The 20,925-nt window shown below is 69.7% G+C and carries 19 protein-coding genes and 1 pseudogene; 19 read left to right on the forward strand and 1 reads right to left on the reverse strand.

Annotated elements, in window-relative coordinates; all coding sequences use genetic code 11:
* From LG632_RS22085 to LG632_RS22120, 8 genes and pseudogenes are all read left to right on the forward strand, one after another.
* A pseudogene (locus LG632_RS22085) lies at positions 1-901 on the forward strand (ABC transporter family substrate-binding protein); the annotation flags it as partial.
* 323 nt (positions 902-1,224) lie between these two features.
* Entirely contained in the window at positions 1,225-3,135 is a 1,911-nt protein-coding gene (gene typA / locus LG632_RS22090; RefSeq protein ID WP_226729160.1) for a translational GTPase TypA, read from the forward strand.
* Between the two features lie 409 nt (positions 3,136-3,544).
* Entirely contained in the window at positions 3,545-5,185 is a 1,641-nt protein-coding gene (locus tag LG632_RS22095) for a peptide ABC transporter substrate-binding protein (protein ID WP_226729161.1), read from the forward strand.
* A gap of 175 nt (positions 5,186-5,360) precedes the next feature.
* On the forward strand, positions 5,361-6,284 hold the full coding sequence (locus tag LG632_RS30600; protein ID WP_226729162.1) for an ABC transporter permease: 924 nt from the start codon (positions 5,361-5,363) through the stop codon (positions 6,282-6,284).
* Between the two features lie 28 nt (positions 6,285-6,312).
* Complete coding sequence (locus LG632_RS22105; RefSeq protein ID WP_226729163.1) at positions 6,313-7,248, forward strand: ABC transporter permease; 936 nt, start codon at positions 6,313-6,315, stop codon at positions 7,246-7,248.
* A 15-nt stretch (positions 7,249-7,263) separates the two neighbouring features.
* A complete protein-coding gene (locus tag LG632_RS22110) occupies positions 7,264-8,319 on the forward strand; it encodes an ABC transporter ATP-binding protein (protein ID WP_226729164.1) in 1,056 nt (351 codons plus the stop codon).
* Entirely contained in the window at positions 8,312-9,430 is a 1,119-nt protein-coding gene (locus tag LG632_RS22115; protein ID WP_226729165.1) for an ABC transporter ATP-binding protein, read from the forward strand. Before LG632_RS22110 ends, LG632_RS22115 begins: the two co-directional genes overlap by 8 nt.
* Before the next feature lie 159 nt (positions 9,431-9,589).
* Positions 9,590-10,552, forward strand: coding sequence for a GNAT family N-acetyltransferase (locus LG632_RS22120; RefSeq protein ID WP_226729166.1), 963 nt, complete (start codon positions 9,590-9,592; stop codon positions 10,550-10,552).
* 10 nt (positions 10,553-10,562) lie between these two features.
* On the opposite strand, the gene LG632_RS22125 is transcribed toward LG632_RS22120, so the two are convergent.
* A complete protein-coding gene (locus LG632_RS22125; protein WP_226729167.1) occupies positions 10,563-11,132 on the reverse strand; it encodes a dihydrofolate reductase family protein in 570 nt (189 codons plus the stop codon).
* A gap of 48 nt (positions 11,133-11,180) precedes the next feature.
* On the opposite strand from LG632_RS22125, the gene LG632_RS22130 reads away from it, so the two are divergent.
* The 11 genes from LG632_RS22130 to LG632_RS22180 all read left to right on the forward strand — a co-directional run bounded on the left by LG632_RS22130 (position 11,181) and on the right by LG632_RS22180 (position 20,463).
* Positions 11,181-11,594, forward strand: a complete 414-nt coding sequence (locus LG632_RS22130; RefSeq protein ID WP_226729168.1) for a VOC family protein — start codon at positions 11,181-11,183, stop codon at positions 11,592-11,594.
* Positions 11,595-11,761: 167 nt separating this feature from the next.
* The gene (locus LG632_RS22135; RefSeq protein ID WP_226729169.1) at positions 11,762-13,384 is read left to right on the forward strand and encodes a peptide ABC transporter substrate-binding protein; all 1,623 of its coding nucleotides are present in this window, start codon (positions 11,762-11,764) and stop codon (positions 13,382-13,384) included.
* 35 nt (positions 13,385-13,419) lie between these two features.
* Complete coding sequence (locus tag LG632_RS22140) at positions 13,420-14,343, forward strand: ABC transporter permease (RefSeq protein WP_226729170.1); 924 nt, start codon at positions 13,420-13,422, stop codon at positions 14,341-14,343.
* Positions 14,344-14,524: 181 nt separating this feature from the next.
* Positions 14,525-15,442 carry an ABC transporter permease gene (locus LG632_RS22145; RefSeq protein ID WP_226729177.1) on the forward strand — a complete coding sequence of 306 codons (918 nt, stop codon included), beginning with the start codon at positions 14,525-14,527 and terminating at the stop codon, positions 15,440-15,442.
* A gap of 12 nt (positions 15,443-15,454) precedes the next feature.
* Positions 15,455-16,438, forward strand: a complete 984-nt coding sequence (locus tag LG632_RS22150; protein ID WP_226729171.1) for an ABC transporter ATP-binding protein — start codon at positions 15,455-15,457, stop codon at positions 16,436-16,438.
* Positions 16,431-17,471, forward strand: coding sequence for an ABC transporter ATP-binding protein (locus LG632_RS22155; protein WP_226729172.1), 1,041 nt, complete (start codon positions 16,431-16,433; stop codon positions 17,469-17,471). The genes LG632_RS22150 and LG632_RS22155 overlap by 8 nt, the downstream gene beginning before the upstream one ends.
* Before the next feature lie 186 nt (positions 17,472-17,657).
* A complete protein-coding gene (locus LG632_RS22160; protein ID WP_226729173.1) occupies positions 17,658-18,443 on the forward strand; it encodes a helix-turn-helix domain-containing protein in 786 nt (261 codons plus the stop codon).
* Positions 18,440-18,631: a DUF397 domain-containing protein gene (locus LG632_RS22165; RefSeq protein WP_226729174.1), complete on the forward strand. Its 192-nt coding sequence runs from the start codon at positions 18,440-18,442 to the stop codon at positions 18,629-18,631. The genes LG632_RS22160 and LG632_RS22165 overlap by 4 nt, the downstream gene beginning before the upstream one ends.
* 333 nt (positions 18,632-18,964) lie before the next feature.
* Positions 18,965-19,159, forward strand: a complete 195-nt coding sequence (locus LG632_RS22170; RefSeq protein ID WP_125652861.1) for a hypothetical protein — start codon at positions 18,965-18,967, stop codon at positions 19,157-19,159.
* Positions 19,160-19,183: 24 nt separating this feature from the next.
* Positions 19,184-20,083 carry an N-acetyl-1-D-myo-inositol-2-amino-2-deoxy-alpha-D-glucopyranoside deacetylase gene (gene mshB / locus LG632_RS22175; RefSeq protein WP_226729175.1) on the forward strand — a complete coding sequence of 300 codons (900 nt, stop codon included), beginning with the start codon at positions 19,184-19,186 and terminating at the stop codon, positions 20,081-20,083.
* Positions 20,080-20,463 (forward strand): DUF6113 family protein, encoded by a 384-nt coding sequence (locus LG632_RS22180; RefSeq protein WP_226729176.1) that lies wholly within the window; start codon positions 20,080-20,082, stop codon positions 20,461-20,463. Before mshB ends, LG632_RS22180 begins: the two co-directional genes overlap by 4 nt.
* The last annotated feature ends 462 nt before the right edge of the window (positions 20,464-20,925 follow it).

Here is a 20,925-nt window from a genome sequence, read left to right on the forward strand (position 1 = left end):
GCAGGGCCCGCGGCTGCCGGGGCGGCCCGGCGAGGAGGGCGACCGGGCGGGCACCGGCGAGGGCCTGCCGGCGGAGCCGGGCGAGGGCGTCCCCTACGGGCCCGACGGCGAGATCGTCGACGCCGACGCCTTCGCCGGGCACCCGGGCGGGCACCAGCAGACCGCTCTGGCCCCCGCCCCGCTGGCGGAGCAGCAGGAGGCCGCGCTGATGGCGCAGTCCGAGGCCCAGGCCCGCGCCGCCGACGAGGACGACGCCAAGCGCGCCCCCGCCCAGGACCGCCGGGCGGCGGCCTCGCCCGCCCCGGCCGGCCCCGCCGAGCAGGCCGCCAAGACCTCGGGGACCCTGCTCGCCAAGGACGGCAAGCCGCTGACCCTGCGGTTCGTCCTGCCCTCGGGCCCGGGCTCGGAGTCGCTGCGCACGGTCGGCGAGCGGATCTCGCAGATGCTGCGCAAGGTCGGCATCGCCACCGAGGTGACCAAGGTCGCGGACGACTCCTTCTTCAAGGACCACATCGCCTCGGGCCAGTACGACCTGGCGCTGTACTCCTGGCCCGCGACCGCCTTCCCGGCCACCGACGACCGGCCGATCTTCGCCAAGCCCGAGCCCGCGGCGGACGGCTCCCTGCTGGTGGAGCAGAACTACACCCGGGTCGGCACCGACCACATCGACCAGCTGTTCGACCAGGCGCTGGGCGAGCTCGACGAGGACAAGGCCCGCGAGCTGATGCGCAAGGCGGACGCCCGGATCTGGGCCGCGGCCGGCTCGCTGCCCCTGTACCAGCGGCCCCAGCTGGTGGCGGTCAAGCCGAACCTGGCCAACGCCGGCGCCTTCGGCCTGGCCACCCCCCGCTACCAGGACATCGGCTGGACGAAGCCGGGGTCGGCCAAGAAGAAGAAGTGAGCGGCGCCTCGGAGGCGGCCGGCGCACGCCGGGCGGATTCCGGGTGCCAAGCTCAGAAGTGACTCAAGTCCCTTGCCCGCCGGATCCCCGGCGGGCAAGGTCGTACCTGCCCATTGACCCGCGCGTCGACCGCCCGTCGACCCGCACCACCTCGCCGGGACGGCACCCCCACGTCAGCCGTACGGCCTCTTGACAGCCCCCTTGGCAGGCGCTTCCCGCCACTCGACGTACCATGGGGTAAGGCCGTGGCAGGTTTTCCGCCCGGCAGGCTCGCGTGCCGGACCGTACGCGACGCCATCCACGATCCCGGGAGAAGCGCCGCAGTGCCCACGCGCCACGACATCCGAAACGTCGCCATCGTCGCCCACGTCGACCACGGCAAGACGACCATCGTCGATGCCATGCTCAAGCAGGCGGGTGCCTTCGCCGCGCACCAGCTCGACTCCGTCGACGACCGCGTCATGGACTCGAACGACCTGGAGCGTGAGAAGGGCATCACGATCCTCGCCAAGAACACGGCGGTGAAGTACCACCCCAAGGACGGCGGGGCCCCGATCACGATCAACATCATCGACACCCCCGGCCACGCCGACTTCGGTGGCGAGGTCGAGCGCGGTCTGTCGATGGTCGACGGCGTCGTGCTGCTGGTGGACGCCTCCGAGGGTCCGCTGCCGCAGACCCGCTTCGTGCTCCGCAAGGCCCTCCAGGCCCGCATGCCCGTCATCCTCTGCATCAACAAGACGGACCGCCCGGACTCCCGGATCGACGAGGTCGTCAACGAGACCTACGACCTCTTCCTGGACCTGGACGCCGACGAGGACCAGATCGAGTTCCCGATCGTCTACGCCTGCGGCCGCGACGGCATCGCCTCGCTGACCAAGCCGGAGGACGGCACCGTCCCGGCCGACTCCACCAACCTGGAGCCGTTCTTCTCCACGATCCTGGAGCACATCCCGGCTCCGACCTTCGAGGAGGAGGCCCCGCTCCAGGCCCACGTCACCAACCTGGACGCCGACAACTTCCTCGGCCGCATCGCGCTGCTGCGCGTCGAGCAGGGCGAGCTGCGCAAGGGCCAGACGGTCGCGTGGATCAAGCGCGACGGCTCGATCTCCAACGTGCGCATCTCCGAGCTGATGATGACCGAGGCGCTCACCCGCAAGCCGGCCGAGGTCGCCGGCCCCGGTGACATCTGCGCCGTCGCCGGTATCCCGGACATCATGATCGGTGAGACCCTGGCCGACCCGGAGAACCCGGTCGCCCTCCCGCTGATCACGGTGGACGAGCCGGCCATCTCCATGGTCATCGGCACCAACACCTCCCCGCTGGTGGGCCGCGGCGGCAGCGGCAAGGGCGCCGACGCCAAGGCCGCGGTCAAGGACCGCAAGGTCACCGCCCGCCAGGTCAAGGACCGCCTGGACCGCGAGCTGATCGGCAACGTCTCGCTGCGCGTGCTGGAGACCGAGCGTCCGGACGCCTGGGAGGTGCAGGGCCGCGGCGAGCTGGCGCTGGCCATCCTGGTCGAGCAGATGCGCCGCGAGGGCTTCGAGCTGACCATCGGCAAGCCGCAGGTCGTCACCAAGGAGGTCGACGGCAAGACCTACGAGCCCGTCGAGCGCATGACGATCGACGTGCCCGAGGAGCACATGGGCGCCGTCACCCAGATGATGGGTGTCCGCAAGGGCCGCATGGACAACATGTCCAACCACGGCTCCGGCTGGGTCCGCATGGAGTTCGTCGTCCCGTCCCGCGGCCTCATCGGCTTCCGTACGGAGTTCCTGACCAACACCCGCGGTACCGGTATCGCCCACTCCATCCACGAGGGCCACGAGCCGTGGTTCGGCACCCTGCAGACCCGTAACAACGGCTCCCTGGTCGCCGACCGCGCCGGTGCGGTCACCGCGTTCGCGATGACCAACCTGCAGGAGCGCGGCGTGCTGTTCGTCGAGCCCGGCACCGAGGTGTACGAGGGCATGATCGTCGGCGAGAACTCCCGCTCCGACGACATGGACGTGAACATCACCAAGGAGAAGAAGCTCACCAACATGCGCTCCTCCACGGCCGATGTCGCGGAGTCCATCGTTCCGCCGCGCAAGCTCTCCCTGGAGCAGTCCCTGGAGTTCTGCCGCGACGACGAGTGCGTCGAGGTGACCCCGGAGGCCGTCCGCATCCGCAAGGTCGTCCTGGACGCCAAGGACCGCGCGCGCACCGCCTCGCGCGCCAAGGCCGCCAAGTAAGGCACCCGTTCGCCAACAGCCCGGCCCCCGCACGTTCTGCGTGCGGGGGCCGGGCTGTTGGCGTCCGCCTGTCAAGTCGTTTGTGCCCCCGGGATGTCCGGATACCGGTCGTCACACTCCGGAAGGTGCGCTAACCGTCCGTTTCGCGTGTGTCTGTCTCTGATCCCTTTGTCCGGATTTCGGGTTTCTGGTGGGGGGTGATGTTGTGAAAACGAGACCACTTAAGTGTGGTTTACGGACTAGGCGTCCCTGAGGATGGCTCCATTGAGCTCGGGTCAATGGGTCACGCGCTGTGGGGAGCGCCGACTCACGAGCACACTCGGGGCACTGTTCCTATCGCCGTCAGGGGTGTCGGCGAAACGTACCTGTGTCCCTCAAGTCGATCAGTGGACTCATGAGGAGGAAACCCATGCGTGGTGCCAAGAGCGCCAAGTGGGTCGCGGGCGCGATCGTCGTCGCCCTGGCGGCGACCGCCTGTGGTGGCGGGAATGACAAGGGCGACTCGGCGAAGGGCGGTGTGTTCCGTATGGGCATCACCGAGCCGACCGCCATTGACCCGTTCAACGCGCAGGAGTCCGAGGGCTCGCTCGTCGCGCACAACCTCTTCACCGGTCTGTACAAGGTGGAGCCCAACGGCAAGCTGATCCCGGCCCTCGCCGAGTCGGCCACGACCAGCGACGACGGCAAGACCTGGACCTTCAAGATCAAGGCCGGCACCAAGTTCTCCAACGGTGAGCCGGTCGACGCCGAGGCGTTCGTCCGCGCCTGGACCCGCGTCGCCGACAAGAAGTCCGCCTCCGACGTCGCCTACCACATGGCCGGCATCGAGGGTTACGAGGACCTCAACAGCGGCAAGAGCGACAAGTTCGCCGGTGTGAAGGCGGTCGACGCCAACACCCTTGAGGTCAAGCTGTCCGCGGCCGACTTCGAGTTCGACAAGAAGACCGTCCACACCGTCTTCGCCCCGGTTCCCAAGGTCGCCGGTGCCGCCGACAACAAGGCGTACAACGACCAGCCGATCGGCAACGGCCCCTTCAAGATGGAAGGCGCCTGGGAGCACAACAAGAAGATCACCCTCGTCCGCAACGACGACTACGGCTTCGAGAAGGCCAAGCTCGCCAAGGTCGAGATCACGATCCTCAACCCGAACAACACCTCCACCCTGGAGTACCAGGGCTTCCAGGCGGGTACGTTCGACTGGGCCCGTATGCCCACGCCGCAGCTGCCGGTCGCCAAGCAGAAGTACGCGCCGAAGAACCAGTGGGTCGAGGCCGACACCTCCGGCATCAACTACCTGGTCGCGTTCAACCAGAACGCCCCGCTGAACAGCCCGGACGCCCGTAAGGCCATCTCCTACGCGATCGACCGCGAGGCCATCGCCAAGGGTGTCTTCCAGGGCATGCAGAAGCCGGCCTCCTCCGTCCTGCCGCCGTCCTTCGCGGACGTCTACCAGGAGGGCGTCTGCACCACCTGCGTCAAGCAGGACGTCGCCAAGGCCAAGGAGCTCGCCGAGAAGTCGGGCCTGAAGCCGGGCACCGTCCTGGACTTCGGCTACAACACCGGCTCCGGTCACGAGGAGTGGGTCCAGGCCGTCGCGCAGCAGCTGAAGGACGTCCTCGGCCTCGAGGTCAAGCTGAACGGCAAGCCGTTCAAGGAGGCCCTGTCGGAGCAGAAGGACAAGAAGACCGCCGGTCTGTGGCGTTCCGCCTGGGGTGCCGACTACCCGACGGCCGACAACTTCCTGTTCCCGCTGCTGGCCACCGGCTCCATCAACGAGGACCCGGCCACCGGTGCCGCCCAGGGTGACAACCGCGGTCGCTACAGCAACCCGGAGTTCGACAAGCTCCTGGACCAGGCCCGCGCCACCAAGGACGCCGCCGCCCGCGCCGCCCTGTACAAGCAGGCCGAGAAGCTCGCCGTCGACACCGAGCAGGGCCTCATCCCGCTGTGGAAGCGCACGCAGTACCGTCTCGCCAACACCGCGAAGTTCGACAACGTGAAGATGGACTTCTTCGAGGACCCGAACCTCGCGGAGATCTCCGCCAAGTAATGCCTCTTCAGTTGGCATAGCAAAGGTCGTGGAGGGACGGAGCACTCTTCCGCCCTCCACGACTTTTGTCCACATCCGGGCGCACCCCCCCCTGTAATCCGGCGCCCGGTCGCGGCCTCTCGTCCCGATCGGACGATGCCGCCAACTCCCATGCTCAGTATGTGAAGGAGGCATCGTGGGCAGTTATGTGATCAGGCGGCTCGGGCAGATGGTCGTCGTCCTCTTCGGTGCGACGGTCGTGCTCTTCGCCTGTCTCTTCGTCCTCCCCGGCGACCCGGTGGGTTCGCTCGGTGGAGACAAGGCCCGTGATCCCGCGGTGGTGGCAGAACTCCGTGAGCGGTACGGACTGAACGACCCGCTCCCGGTCCAGTACGGAAACTTCGTCAAGAACCTGGCCAAGGGCGACCTGGGTGAGGACTACACCCAGCGGCGCCCGGTGACGGAGATCCTCGCTCCCAAGCTCACCAACACCGCCAAGCTCGCCGTCGCCGCGATCGTCATCGACATCGCCATCGGCCTGCTCGCCGGCATGATCGCCGCGCTGTTCAGATACTCCTTCTGGGACGTGCTGATCACCCTGCTCACCACCATGGCCGTCGGCTTCCCGTCGTTCGTCATCGGCCTCGTGCTGCTGTCGACGTTCTCGGTGAAGCTCGCCTGGTTCCCGGTCATCGCCGACGGATCGTTCCAGTCCATGATCCTGCCGGCCTTCACGCTCGCGATCCTCGACGCGGCCCTGGTCGCCCGCCTCATGCGCGGCACCATGCTCGAAGTGCTCAAGGCCGACTACGTCAAGACGGCCGTGGCCAAGGGCCTGCCGCGGCGGACCGTGCTCTTCAAGCACGTCATGCGCAACTCGATCATCCCGGTCGTCACGTACCTGGGTATCTCCTTCGGCTCCCTGCTCGGCGGCGCGCTGATCACCGAGGCCATCTTCAACTGGGACGGCATCGGTCTGGCCCTGGTCCTGGCGATCCAGCAGCAGAACAACCCGATCATCATCGGCGTCGTCTCCTTCGGAGTCGCCGTGTTCGTGGTGCTGAACCTCATCGTCGACCTGCTCTACGCGGTCCTCGACCCGCGCATCCGTCTCGCCTGAGCCAAGGCAGTTTCTAGGAGTCACACCCATGACTGAGCTCACCAAGAGCACAGCGGATGCGGGGACCGCCGAGCCGGCCGCCGCCCCCGCACCGGCCGCCGCGAGCGCCGAGCCCGCCGTCGCCCGCGTCACGCAGTGGGGCGAGATCCGCCACCGCTTCGTCGCCAACAAGCTGGCCGTCTTCGGCCTGGTGCTGGTCCTCGCGCTGTTCCTCACGGCGATCTTCGCGCCGCTGATCGCGCCGCAGGACCCGTACCACCAGGACCTGACCAACACCCTGCAGGACCCCAGCGGCGAGCACCTGCTCGGCACCGACGCCCTCGGCCGCGACCAGCTGTCGCGCATCATCTACGGCAGCCGCATCGCCGTCGAGGTCGGCCTCGCGTCGATCTTCCTGGCCTGCGCCATCGGTGTCGTCGTCGGCGCCCTCGCCGGTTACTTCGGCAAGGCCACCGACTCGGTCCTGATGCGCGTCGCCGACGTCTTCTTCGCCTTCCCGCTGATCATCGGCGCCATCGTGATCATCATGGCCATGGGCCGCGGCGTCATGCCGGTGATCATCTCGCTGGCCGTCTTCTCCTGGCCGACGGTCTCCCGCCTGCTGCGCAGCTCGATCCTGTCGGTGCGCGAGGCGGACTACGTGCACGCCGCCCGCGCCCTGGGCGCCAGCACCTCGCGCATCATCATCCGGCACATCATCCCCAACTCCATCGCCGCCGTGATGGCCTACGCCGCCTTCAGCGTCGGCGGTGCCATCGTGGCCGAGGCCTCGCTGTCCTTCCTGGGCGTGGGCGTCAGCCCGGAGGTCCCCGAGTGGGGCAACATGCTCGCCGGCGCCAAGGACTTCCTGGGCGTGAAGGACTTCCTGTGGGTCTACCCGTCCATCGCGATCGTTCTGACCGTCCTGGGCTTCGTTTTCGTCGGTGACGGGCTGCGTGACGCCCTTGACCCGAAGCTGCGCTAGGAGGGCGGCACACACATGACCACTTCGCACATCACCGCAGAGCGGCCCGCCGCCGCCCCGGGCGACGACGAGACCCCGGTCCTCGAAGTCCGCGACCTGCACGTCGAGTTCAAGACGCGCGAGGGCATCGTCCGCGCCGTCAACGGCGTGAACTACAGCGTCAGGTCCGGCGAGACCCTCGCCGTGCTCGGCGAGTCCGGCTCCGGCAAGTCCGTGACCGCGCAGGCGATCATGGGCATCCTCGACTCGCCCCCCGGGCGCGTCAGCAAGGGCGAGATCCTCTTCCGCGGCCAGGACATCCTGAAGCTGTCGGAGGAGGAGCGGCGCAAGCTGCGCGGCCCGAAGATGGCGATGATCTTCCAGGACGCGCTGTCCGCCCTGAACCCCGTGTTCTCCGTGGGCAACCAGCTGGGCGAGATGTTCCGCGTCCACCAGGGCATGTCCAAGAAGGACGCCACGGCCAAGGCCGTCGAGCTGATGGACCGGGTGAAGATCCCCGCCGCCAAGGCCCGGGTCAACGACTACCCGCACCAGTTCTCCGGCGGTATGCGCCAGCGCATCATGATCGCCATGGCGCTGGCCCTGGAGCCGGACCTGATCATCGCCGACGAGCCCACCACGGCGCTCGACGTGACCGTCCAGGCCCAGGTGATGGACCTGCTCGCGGAGCTCCAGCAGGAGTACGCGATGGGCCTGATCCTCATCACCCACGACCTCGGCGTGGTCGCCGACGTCGCGGACAAGATCGCCGTGATGTACGCGGGCCGGATCGTCGAGCAGTCCCCGATCCACGAGCTGTACAAGCGCCCCGCGCACCCGTACACCCGCGGCCTGCTGGACTCGATCCCGCGCCTGGACCAGAAGGGCCAGGAGCTCTACGCGATCAAGGGCCTGCCGCCCAACCTGCTGAAGCCGCCGGCCGGCTGCGCCTTCAACCCGCGCTGCCCGAAGGCGCAGGACATCTGCCGCACCGACGTCCCGGCCCTGGTGCCGGTCACCGAGCAGGACGGCGCCGAGCTGGTCGGCCGTACCAGCGCCTGCCACTTCTGGAAGGAGCAGATCCATGGCTGAGCTGAGCAAGACGGACGAGGCCGTGGACGCCCCCGCCGAGGTGATCGAGGAGAAGGCCCTGGAGGCCTTCGCCGCCCCGGTCGAGCGCGGTGAGCCGATCCTGCAGGTGCGCAACCTGGTCAAGCACTTCCCGCTGACCAAGGGCATCCTGATGAAGCGCCAGATCGGCGCCGTCAAGGCCGTCGACGGGGTCTCCTTCGACCTCTACCAGGGCGAGACCCTGGGCATCGTCGGCGAGTCGGGCTGCGGCAAGTCCACCGTCGCCAAGCTGCTGATGCTGCTGGAGACCGCCACCTCGGGTGAGGTCTTCTACAAGGGCCAGGACATCACCAAGCTGTCGGGCCGCGCCCTCAAGGCCGTCCGCCGCAACATCCAGATGGTGTTCCAGGACCCGTACACCTCGCTGAACCCGCGCATGACGGTCGGCGACATCATCGGCGAGCCCTTCGAGATCCACCCCGAGGTGGCCCCGAAGGGCGACCGGCGCCGCAAGGTCCAGGAGCTCCTGGACGTCGTGGGCCTGAACCCCGAGTACATCAACCGCTACCCGCACCAGTTCTCCGGCGGTCAGCGCCAGCGCATCGGCATCGCCCGCGGCCTCGCGCTCAACCCGGAGATCATCATCTGCGACGAGCCGGTCTCCGCCCTGGACGTGTCCGTCCAGGCGCAGGTCATCAACCTGATGGAGAAGCTGCAGGACGAGTTCAACCTCTCCTACATCTTCATCGCGCACGACCTGTCGATCGTCCGGCACATCTCGGACCGCGTGGGCGTGATGTACCTCGGCAAGATGGCCGAGATCGGCACCGACACGCAGATCTACGACCACCCGACGCACCCCTACACCCAGGCGCTGCTGTCGGCCGTGCCGGTCCCGGACCCCGAGGTCCGCGAGCAGCGCGAGCGCATCATCCTCACCGGCGACGTCCCGTCCCCGGCCAACCCGCCGTCGGGCTGCCGCTTCCGCACCCGCTGCTGGAAGGCGGAGGACCGCTGCGCGACGGAGGAGCCGCTGCTGGCGATCCCGACCCGCTTCAAGGGCAAGGACACCCCGGCCGCGCACGTCTCGGCGTGCCACTTCGCCGAGGAGAAGGCGATCCTGGCGGTCTGACCCCGCCGCGCGCCCGCCCGTCGTACGACGGGCCGCGCGCACCGCGTGACCCGCGAGGGCACGGCCACCGCGCCGTGCCCTCGCGGCGTTCCGGCGCCCCACCGGGCGGTACCGGTAAATGGTTTGCGGCGGGCGGCCCCGCCATCCGACAGTGGTCGGATGCTGACCGTACGCCCCGCCGGCCCGGACGACGCGCCCGCGATATGCGACCTCATGAACGCCGTCGACGTCCTGGAGATCGGCCGGCCCGAGACCGAACTCGCCGAGGTCACCGGTGACCTGACGGACCCCGCCACCGACCTCGCGCACGACTCCTGGCTGGCCTTCGACGGGGACCGGCTGATCGCCTACGCCGTCCTGTGGGACGGCGGCGCCGAGGCGCCGGCCGTCGCGCCCGGCGAGGACGGCGGCGTCGTGGTCGAGGGCGACCACTACATCCTGCCGGAGGCGCAGGAGGTGGGGGAGCGGCTGCTGGAGCTGATGGAGCGCCGGGCCCTGGAGCGGGCCCGGGCGGCGGGCGGCCGGCACGCCGTGCTGCACCTGGGCCTCAACATCGCCCCGACCTTCGACACGGCCCGGCTCGCCGCCCGCGGCTGGAGCGAGGTCCGCCGCTACCACGTCATGACCCGCGCCCTGTCCGCCGCCGACCAGGCGCCGCCCGCCGTGCCCGGCCTGACCTTGCGCACCTGCGAGGCCGAGGCCGACCGGCGGATCGCCCACGCGCTCGTCCAGGAGACGATGTCCGAGCACTTCGGCCACCGCCACCGCAGCTACGAGCAGTGGCTGAACCTGCTGGGCACGGAGGCGTTCGACTGGTCCCTGGTGTGGATCGCCGCCCTGGAGGGGCACGGCGACGTCGCCGTGGCCGTCACCCGCGACAACCGCGCCGCCATGGGCTGGGTGAGCACGCTCGGGGTCCGCAAGGAGCACCGCGGCCGCGGCCTCGGCGGCCACCTCCTGCGCCACGCGTTCGCCACGTACGCCGCCCGCGGCCGCGACACCATCGGCCTGGGCGTGGACACCCTGAACGCGAGCAACGCCCTGTCCCTCTACGAGTCCCACGGCATGGCCAAGCACTACGCGGTCGTCACCTGGGAGACCCGGGTGCACCCCGCCGCCTAGCGCGCCCCCGTCAGGGACCGGTGGGGGCGGGCCGCGCCGGCCCCCGCACCCGGAAGCGCAGCGTCGTGACGGCGCCCGACCGGGTGGTGTCGAAGGGCTCCAGCTCGATCCGGCCCAGGCCGGGGGGCGTGAAGCGGACGCCGTCGCCCAGCAGCACCGGCAGGACGTACACCAGGATCTCGTCGACGAGCCCGCGCCGCAGGCACTGGGCGGCCACGTCGGCGCCGAGGATCTCCAGGTTCTTGCCGCCCGCGGCGCCGCGCGCGGTGGCGACGGCTTCGTCGAGTCCACAGGTGAGGAACGTGACGGCGGGGTCCGGCTCCTCGGGGGGCCGGTGCGTGAGGACGAACTGCGCTCCCCCGTCGTAGGCGGGGCCCTGGCCGGACATCCGCCGGGCGACCTCGTACGTGCGCCGGCCGATCAGCATGGCGCCCGTGGCCGCCATGACGTCCGGGACGTCGGCGGCGGTCAGGTACGCGGAGATCCAGTCCATCGCGTGGCCGGGGCCGGCGATGAAGCCGTCCAGCGACATCGCCCGGTTCACGACCACTTTGCCGCCGCCGAAGCCCACTTCACTCATGCGCCCTCTCCAGGTCCGACTCATGTGATCGTGTGGCAGGATCACGGAATGCTACGACTCACCGACTTCATCATCGACTGCCCGGACGCGATGAAGCTCGCGGCCTTCTACTCCGAGGTGACGGGGCATCCGGTCAAGGAGGACAGCACCGAGCACTGGGCCGGCATCCGGTTCGGTGACATCGAACTGGCCTTCGTCCCGGTGGAGGACTACCGCGCCCCGCAGTGGCCCGACAGCGAGCACCCCAAGCAGTTCCACCTCGACTTCGAGGTCGACGACATCGAGGCCGAGCAGCGCCGGGTCCTGGCCCTCGGCGCGACCCTGCAGCGGGACCACGTCGACGCCGAGGGCTACGGCTTCCGCGTCTACACCGACCCCGTCGGCCACCCCTTCTGCCTCTGCCGCAACAAGGGCGTCGTCTGGACCGACCAGGGCCCCGTCTGGCCGCAGCGCGCGCAGTAGCGCGTGACCGCCCGGCGTCCGCTGACCGGGCTACGTGCACCCCCACGGGTGACGTCGTCGCGGTGGGAGGGTGCAATCGGGCGAACCAGCCGTGCGGGGGTGCGCGCATGGGGTGACATTGGGGCCCAGTCGACTCTTGGGAGTCCTGGGAGCCAAGGAGGCACTCCATGCGCGCAGCCACGCACGCCAAGTGGGCCGCATGTGCGGTGGTCGTCGCCCTCGCGGCGACGGCCTGCGGTGGCGGGAGCGACGGCGGCGGCGAGGGCGCCGGGATCGTCAGCTCCTCGTGGGGCGACCCGCAGAACCCGCTGGAGCCGGCCAACACCAACGAGGTGCAGGGCGGCAAGGTCCTCGACATGATCTTCCGCGGCCTCAAGCGCTACGACCCCAGGACCGGCGAGGCCAAGAACATGCTCGCCGAGAAGATCGAGACCACCGACCAGCAGAACTTCACCGTCACGCTGAAGGCGGGCTGGACCTTCAGCAACAACGAGCCCGTCACCGCCCAGTCCTTCGTGGACGCCTGGAACTACGCGGCGGACGTGCGCAACAAGCAGAACAACGCCCCGTTCTTCTCCGACATCGTCGGCTACTCCGACGTCCACCCGGAGTCCGGCGAGCCCACCGCCACGACCATGTCCGGCCTGGTCGTCAAGGACGACCGGACCTTCACGGTGGCGCTCGACAAGAAGTTCTCCACCTGGCCCGAGACCCTCGGCTACCAGGCCTTCTCCCCGCTGCCCAAGGCCTTCTTCACCGACCACACCGCCTGGCTCGCCAAGCCCGTCGGCAACGGCCCGTACACCGTGCAGTCGTACACCAAGGGCACGGCCATGCAGCTGCGCGCCTGGGACGGCTACCCCGGGGAGGACAAGGCCCAGAACGGCGGCGTCGACCTGAAGGTCTACACCGACAACAACACCGCCTACACCGACCTGATCTCGGGCAACCTCGACCTGATCGACGACGTACCGACCTCGCAGCTCAAGAACGTCAAGGCCGACCTCGGCGACCGGTACATCAACCAGCCCGCGCTGATCATCCAGACCCTCACCTTCCCCCTGTACGACCCCCGGTGGGGCAAGCCCGGCATGGAGAAGGTCCGCCAGGGCATCTCCCGCGCCATCAACCGCGACGAGATCACCCGCCAGATCTTCCAGGGCACCCGCAGCCCCGCCAAGGACTGGACCTCCTCCGCCCTCGGCGCCAAGGGCGGCTACGCCGACATCTGCGGCGAGCTGTGCACGTACGACCCGGCCGCCGCCAAGAAGCTCATCGAGGAGGGCGGCGGCCTGCCCGGCGGGAGGATGACGATCACCTCCAACGTGGACACCGGCTCGCACCGCGCCTGGATGGACGCCGTCTGCAACAGCATCAACAACGCCCTCGGCCAGGGCCCGGTCTGCACGGTCAACCCCGTGGGCACCTTCGCCGACTTCCGCAACCAGCAGAGCGCGTACAAGCTCACCGGCCCCTTCCGCTCCGGCTGGCAGGGCGACTACCCGCTCATCCAGAACTTCCTGCAGCCGCTGTACTTCACCGGCGCCTCGTCCAACTACGGCAAGTTCTCCGACCCCGCCTTCGACAAGCTCGTGGACGAGGCCAACAGCCAGAGCGACACCGCCAAGGCCATCAGCACGTTCCAGGAGGCCGAGAAGATCCTCGCCGCCCAGATGCCCTCCATCCCGCTGTGGTACCAGAACGGCAGCGCCGGCTACGCGGAGCGGCTGTCGAACGTGGAGCTCAACCAGTTCAGCGTGCCCGTCTACGACCGGATCAAGGTCAGCTGATCCGCCGGCCGTCCGCACCCGTCACGGAGTGATCCATGGGACGTTACGTGATCCGGCGGCTGCTGCAGATGATCCCGGTGTTCATCGGCAGCACGCTCCTGATCTTCGTCATGGTCTACGCCCTCGGCGACCCGGTGGCGGCGCTGTTCGGGGACAAGGCCCCCGACCCGGCGACCGCCGCCCGGATCCGCAAGGACCTCTACCTCGACCGGCCCCTGTGGGAGCAGTACCTGCACTACATGGGGCAGATCTTCCAGGGGAACTTCGGCACCGCCTTCAACGGCCAGCCCGTCACCGAGCTGATGGCCTCCGCGTTCCCCGTCACCCTGCGCCTGACCGTCGTGGCGATCGCCATCGAGATCGTCGTCGGCATCACCCTCGGCGTGGTCAGCGGGCTGCGCCGGGGCAAGGCGATCGACACCACGCTGCTCGTGCTCACGCTCGTGGTGATCTCCGTGCCGACGTTCGTCACCGGCTACCTGCTCCAGTTCGTCCTCGGCGTGAAATGGGGCTGGGTGCGGCCCAGCGTCTCCGCGGACGCGCCGTTCGACGAGCTGATCCTGCCCGGCGTCGTGCTCGCGCTGGTCTCGCTCGCGTACGTCACCCGGCTCTCGCGCACCTCCATCGCCGAGAACACCAAGGCCGACTACGTGCGCACCGCCACCGCCAAGGGCCTGCCGCGCCGGCGGGTCGTCACCAGGCACCTGCTGCGCAACTCCCTGATCCCCGTGGTCACGTTCATCGGCACCGACATCGGCGCCCTGATGGGCGGTGCCATCGTCACCGAGCGGATCTTCAACATCCACGGCGTCGGCTACCAGCTCTACCAGGGCATCCTGCGCAACAACTCGCCCACGGTCGTGGGCTTCGTGACCATCCTCGTCATCGTCTTCCTGCTGGCGAACCTGCTCGTCGACCTGCTCTACGCGGTCCTGGACCCGAGGATCCGGTATGCCTGAGCCCGAGCGCCCCGGGCCCGACGGTCCCCGCCCCGACGGTGCCGGCTCCGGCGGCCCCGGCTCCGTCGGTCCCGGCGGTGTCCGCCCCGGCCGCGTCCCCGAGACCGCCGGACCCGCCCGCTACGACCCGCTCCAGCCCGGGGACCGGGAAGCGATCGCCCCGACCGGCCAGGGAGGCCCCATGGATCTCGCCCTGGACGAGGCGGAGAGCCTGGAACGGGCCATCCCGCCGGCTCCCGGCAACCCGCGCGAGAAGGCCCGCTCGCTGTGGTCCGACGCCTGGCACCAGCTGCGCCGCAACCCCGTCTTCGTCGTCTCCGCGCTGCTGATCCTCTTCCTCGTGCTCATCGCGATCTGGCCCGGCCTGATCGCGAGCGGCGACCCGCTCCAGTGCGACCTGGCCAAGTCCCAGGAGGGCTCGGCCCCCGGCCACCCGTTCGGCTACGACACCCAGGGCTGCGACGTCTACACCCGGACGGTGCACGGCGCCCGCGCCTCCATCACCGTCGGCATCTGCGCCACCCTCGGCGCGGCCCTGCTCGGCTCCCTCCTCGGCGGGCTCGCCGGCTTCTTCGGCGGCTGGTGGGACGCGCTGCTCTCCCGCGTCGCCGACATCTTCTTCGGCATCCCGGTCGTCCTCGGCGGCCTGGTCTTCCTCTCCGTCGTCACCGGCACCACCGTCTGGCCGGTCGTCGGCTTCATCGTGCTGCTCGGCTGGCCGCAGATCGGCCGGATCGCCCGCGGCTCGGTCATCACCGCCAAGCAGAACGACTACGTCCAGGCGGCCCGGGCCCTGGGCGCCGGCCACGGCCGGATGCTGCTGCGCCACGTGGCCCCCAACGCCGTCGCCCCGGTCATCGTCGTCGCCACCATCGCGCTCGGCACGTACATCGCCCTGGAGGCGACGCTGTCGTTCCTCGGCGTGGGCCTGCGCCCGCCGACCGTCTCCTGGGGCATCGACATCTCCAACGCCGCCCCGCAGATCCGCAACGCCCCGCACATGCTGCTGTGGCCGGCCGGCGCGCTCAGCGTCACCGTGCTCGCGTTCATCATGCTCGGCGACGCCGTCCGCGACGCCCTCGACCCCAAGCTGCGCTGAGGAGCCCCGCCCATGCTGCTCGAAGTCCGCGACCTGCACGTGGAGTTCACCACGCGCGACGGGGTCGCCAAGGCGGTCAACGGGGTCACCTACTCGGTCGAGGCCGGCGAGACCCTGGCCGTGCTCGGCGAGTCCGGCTCGGGCAAGTCCGTGACCGCGCAGGCGATCATGGGCATCCTCGACGTGCCCCCGGGCCGGATCGCCGCCGGCGAGATCCTCTTCAAGGGCCGCGACCTGCTGAAGCTCAAGGAGGAGGAACGCCGCAGGATCCGCGGGGCGGACATGGCGATGATCTTCCAGGACGCGCTGAGCGCCCTGAACCCCGTGCTGACCGTGGGCGCCCAGCTGGGCGAGATGTTCGAGGTGCACCGCGGCATGTCCCGCAAGGACTCCCGCGCCCGCGCCGTGGAACTGATGGACCGGGTGAAGATCCCCGCGGCCCGCGAGCGGGTCGGGGACTACCCCCACCAGTTCTCCGGCGGCATGCGCCAGCGCATCATGATCGCGATGGCACTCGCCCTCGAACCCTCCCTGATCATCGCCGACGAGCCGACCACCGCCCTCGACGTCACCGTCCAGGCCCAGGTCATGGACCTGCTCGCCGAGCTCCAGCGCGAGCTGAACATGGGCCTGATCCTGATCACCCACGACCTCGGCGTGGTGGCCGACGTCGCCGACAAGATCGCCGTGATGTACGCCGGCCGGATCGTCGAGGCGGCCCCCGTCCACGAGATCTACAAGGCGCCCGCGCACCCGTACACCCGCGGCCTGCTCGACTCCATCCCCCGCCTGGACCAGAAGGGCCAGGAGCTCTACGCGATCAAGGGCCTGCCGCCCAACCTCCTGGCCATCCCCTCCGGCTGCGCCTTCAACCCGCGCTGCCCGATGGCCCGACCTCTCTGCCGCGGCGACGTCCCCCCGCTCTACCAGGTCACCGAGTCGCCCGTGCCGCGCACCAGCGCCTGCCACTTCTGGAAGGAGTGCCTCCATGCCTGAGGCCATCCTGGAGGTCACCGACCTGGTCAAGCACTACCCGCTCACCCAGGGCGTCCTCTTCAAGCGGCAGATCGGCGCGGTCAAGGCCGTCGACGGCGTCTCGTTCGCCCTCGGCGCGGGCGAGACCCTGGGCATCGTGGGCGAGTCCGGCTGCGGCAAGTCGACGGTCGCCCGCATGCTGGTGAACCTCGAACGCCCCACGGCCGGCGCGATCACGTACAAGGGCGAGGACATCACCAAGCTGTCGGGCCGGGCCCTCAAGGCCGTCCGCCGCAACATCCAGATGGTCTTCCAGGACCCGTACACCTCGCTGAACCCGCGTATGACGGTCGGTGACATCATCGGCGAGCCGTACGAGATCCACCCCGAGGTGGCCCCGAAGGGCGACCGGCGCCGCAAGGTCCAGGAGCTGCTGGACGTCGTGGGCCTGAACCCCGAGTACATCAACCGCTACCCGCACCAGTTCTCCGGCGGTCAGCGCCAGCGCATCGGCATCGCCCGCGGCCTCGCGCTGCGCCCCGAGGTGATCGTGGCGGACGAGCCGGTCTCGGCCCTGGACGTGTCGGTCCAGGCCCAGGTGGTCAACCTCCTGGAGCGCCTGCAGTCGGAGTTCAGCCTCTCCTACGTCTTCATCGCCCACGACCTGTCGATCGTGCGGCACATCTCGGACCGGGTCGGGGTGATGTACCTCGGCAAGATCGTGGAGATCGGCACCGACACCCAGATCTACGACCACCCCACCCACCCGTACACCCAGGCCCTGCTCTCGGCCGTCCCGGTCCCGGACCCGGAGGCCCGCCTCCACCGCGAGCGCATCATCCTGACGGGCGACGTCCCGTCCCCGGCCGACCCGCCGTCGGGCTGCCGCTTCCGCACCCGCTGCTGGAAGGCCCAGGAGCGCTGCGTGGTGGAGGTCCCCCCGCTGGAGGTCCCCCCGGAGTTCCGCCTGTCCCTGACCCCCGCCTCCCACCCGTCGGCGTGCCACTTCGCCGCCGAGAAACAGGTGGTTCCGCCGTCACCTCCGGCGGCCTGAGCGGGCGGTTACGGGGTGTAGCTGTCATGCGTGGCGCGTGACGTGTCATATGGGCGAACTCGCAGGTCAGCGGCGGGAATTGAGGTTCCGCGAATATCGGCGTTCGCCGGACAGCCGCTGCGGTGGGTGACTAGCGTGTTACTCATGCCACCCAGGAAGAGGCCGCGTCGGCCCAACTCCACAGCCATGAAGATGGTGGGGGCGATGGTCGCCGCCGCCCGGATTTCCAAGCAGTTGACCCAGCGGGAGCTGGCCGACAAGGTCGGTATCGACGTCGAGAGCATGGCCTCGATCGAGCAGGGCAGGCGTGTCCTCATGCCGGACATCGCGGAGCTGCTGGACCGGGAGCTCGGCCTGCCGGGGGTGCTCACCGCCGCCGCGAACCGGCTGCCGGAGGTCGACATGATCCCCGCGTGGGCCGAGGAGTACATGGAGGCCGAGGCCACGGCCCTCGCGCTCTCCTGGTACGACGCCTTGGTCGTGCCGGGTCTGCTCCAGACCGAGGCGTACGCCCGCGCGGTCCTCCGCTGCCGCGTGCCGTACATCGGGGAGGAGAAGATCGAGCTCGCGGTCACACGGCGGATGAAGCGTCAGGACATCCTTCGCCGTCCGGTGCCGCCCACGATGAGCTTCATCATCGGTGAGGTGGCTGTGCGAGACCGCATCGGGGGTGACGACGTGCACCGGGAGCAGCTTCAGTACCTGCGGGAGTGTGCCGATCTCACCACCATCTCCCTTCAGGTGCTGCCCATCGGTGTCACCGCCCACGCCGGCCTCGATGGCCCGTTCATCTTGCTGGAGACCCCGGACTTCCAGCGGCTCGCCTACTCCGAGACGCAGCGCGGCAGCCTCCTCGTACGCGACCCGAACGAGGTCAGCATCCTTACGCAGAAGTATGCGATGCTGCGCTCGCAGGCCCTCAACCTCTCGGACACGAAAGGCCTGTTGGACCGGCTACTAGGAGAGCTATGAGCACCGCACTGAAGTGGTTCAAGTCCAGCTACAGCGGTAGCGAGGGCGGCGCGTGCGTCGAGGTGGCCGCCTGCCCCGAAGCCGTGCATGTCCGGGACTCGAAGCTCAGCGCCAGCCCCCGGCTCCGCCTCGCGCCGCAGGCGTGGAGTGCCCTGACGGACTGGGTCCGGCAGGGCCCGGCGGCGTAACGATCCGGCCAAGTTCGCCGAATCCCGCCCCACCCGCCCCAGCAGTGTCAACTGTCGCTGTGCCGCGGGCATTTGACTGGCTCTGTCGCGATACGCGTACTCCTCCGCAGCGGCGAAGTACGGCCGTGCGGGCGTCCTCCGCCGGGCGGGAGGGGCTTGTTCCCGCCCGCCCGGCCTCCGTGTGCCCCCTTTCGTGCGCGGCATGCGACCCCCGACGCTTCCAGATATCGATGGATGTGCTGGTACGGATAGTTATGATCCGTAGCGCACGGTGGGTATGACTCCGTCGTGTGCGCGACTCGATGACCGTTCCCGACGTGGAGGTGAACCGCCGTGGCACTCTCGATCTCGGCCGTGGTGCTGCTGGCGATCGTCGTCTTCCTGCTGGTGCGCAAGGCGGGGCTCAAGGCGGGGCATGCCGTGGTCTGCATCCTGCTGGGCTTCTACCTCTCCAGCTCGTCGATCGCGCCCACGCTCAGCCAGGTCACCAACAGCGTGGCCGGCATGGTCAGTGGCCTGAAGTTGTAGGAGCGGCGTCGTACGCTGGCGGGCATGAACGGTCTTCCCGCCCGTCGTCTGCTCCTCGTGCACGCGCACCCGGACGACGAGTCGATCAACAACGGCGTCACCATGGCCAAGTACGCGGCCGAAGGCGCCCATGTCGCGCTGGTGACGTGCACGCTCGGCGAGGAGGGCGAGATCATCCCGCCCGAACTCGCCCATCTGGCGGCCGACCGCGACGACACGCTGGGCAGCCACCGGATCGGCGAGCTGGGCCTGGCGATGGCCGAACTCGGCGTGACCGACCACCGGTTCCTCGGCGGGCCGGGCCGGTACCGCGACTCCGGGATGATGGGCACCGAGCAGAACCACCGGCCCGGCGCCTTCTGGGCCGCCGACGTCGACGAGGCCGCCGCCCACCTCGTGGAGGTGATCCGGGAGCTGCGCCCGCAGGTGCTCGTGACGTACGACCCGCAGGGCGGCTACGGGCACCCCGACCACATCCAGGCCCACCGGGTCGCCATGCGCGCCGCCGCGCTCGCCGGTGAGAAGGCGTACCGGCGCGACCTCGGGGAGCCCCACGAGATCGCCAAGATCTACTGGAACCGCGTCCCGCGCTCGGTGGTCGAGGAGGGCTTCGCCCGGCTGCGCGCGGCCGGTGCCGACGTGCCGTTCCCCGCCGTCGGCTCGCCCGATGACGTCCCGGGCGTGGTCCCGGACGAGCAGGTCACCGCCGAGATCGGTGACGAGGGGGAGAAGTACGCGGCGGCGAAGGCGGCCGCGATGCGGGCCCACGCCACCCAGATCGCCGTGGACGGTGCCTTCTTCGCGCTCTCCAACGACCTCGCGCAGCCGTTGTTCACGCGCGAGTACTACGAGTTGGTCGCGGGTCGGCCGGGCGTGCCGGCGGGCGAGCGCGAGCACGACCTGTTCGCGGGGGTGGGCGTGTGACCACGGCCCTGACCCCGGCGCGGATCGCCGCGTGCCTGGGCCTGCTCGTCACCGGAGCCCTCGTGGGGGTGGCCGGCTGGCTGGTGGCGGACGTGTGGTTCCCCGGCGGGCTGCTGCTCGCCCTGCTGGCGCTGCTCGGCCTGTTCCTGGCGGGCCGGCTGCTGACCGGTACGGCGCTCGGCGTCGGCGCGGCGGTGATCGGCTGGTTCCTGACGTACGTGGTGCTGAGCGTGCCGCGCAGCGAGGGCGACTTCCTGCTGAGCTCGGCCGGAATCAGTATGTATGTCTACCTTTTGGGCGGAACCGTCCTCGCTGTGATGTGTGCCACCCTCCAGATGCCGTCGGACCGATCGGTTTCGGCCAGCCGGTCCGGCAGGTGACGTGGCGTTCGGAGCTACGCCGAGACACGCGCGCGGGGTTGTGAGGACCCGGCGCGCGCACCGCCGCGGGCGCCGGCGGGAACCCCTGACCTCCGGGGGACAGTTGCGCCCGGGCCGCGGCCAGTATGGTGGACGGGCCGCCGAGCTGCCCGCGCACGGTACGACGGGCGGCGGAGCCGATCGGGAGAACCTGCCTTGAGCCGTGAAACTGACAGTTCGTCCTCCGGGCCGCAGGGCCGCGGGGGAGCCGCATACCCCTCGGGTACGCCGCCGTACGGAACCGGCCAGTCGAACGCACCGGAGGGGAACGCTGTGACCTCGAAGCCGTCCACCCCCGACGGGGACCTCGACGGACCGAAGACCGAGACCACGCTGACGACGCGGATCCGGATCAACATCCCCGGCTCGCGTCCGATCCCGCCCGTGGTCGTCCGCAAGCCCGTGGGCCAGTCCTCGGACCCG

It is taken from the genome of Streptomyces antimicrobicus (assembly GCF_020532625.1).
In the GTDB taxonomy this organism is placed as follows: domain Bacteria; phylum Actinomycetota; class Actinomycetes; order Streptomycetales; family Streptomycetaceae; genus Streptomyces; species Streptomyces antimicrobicus.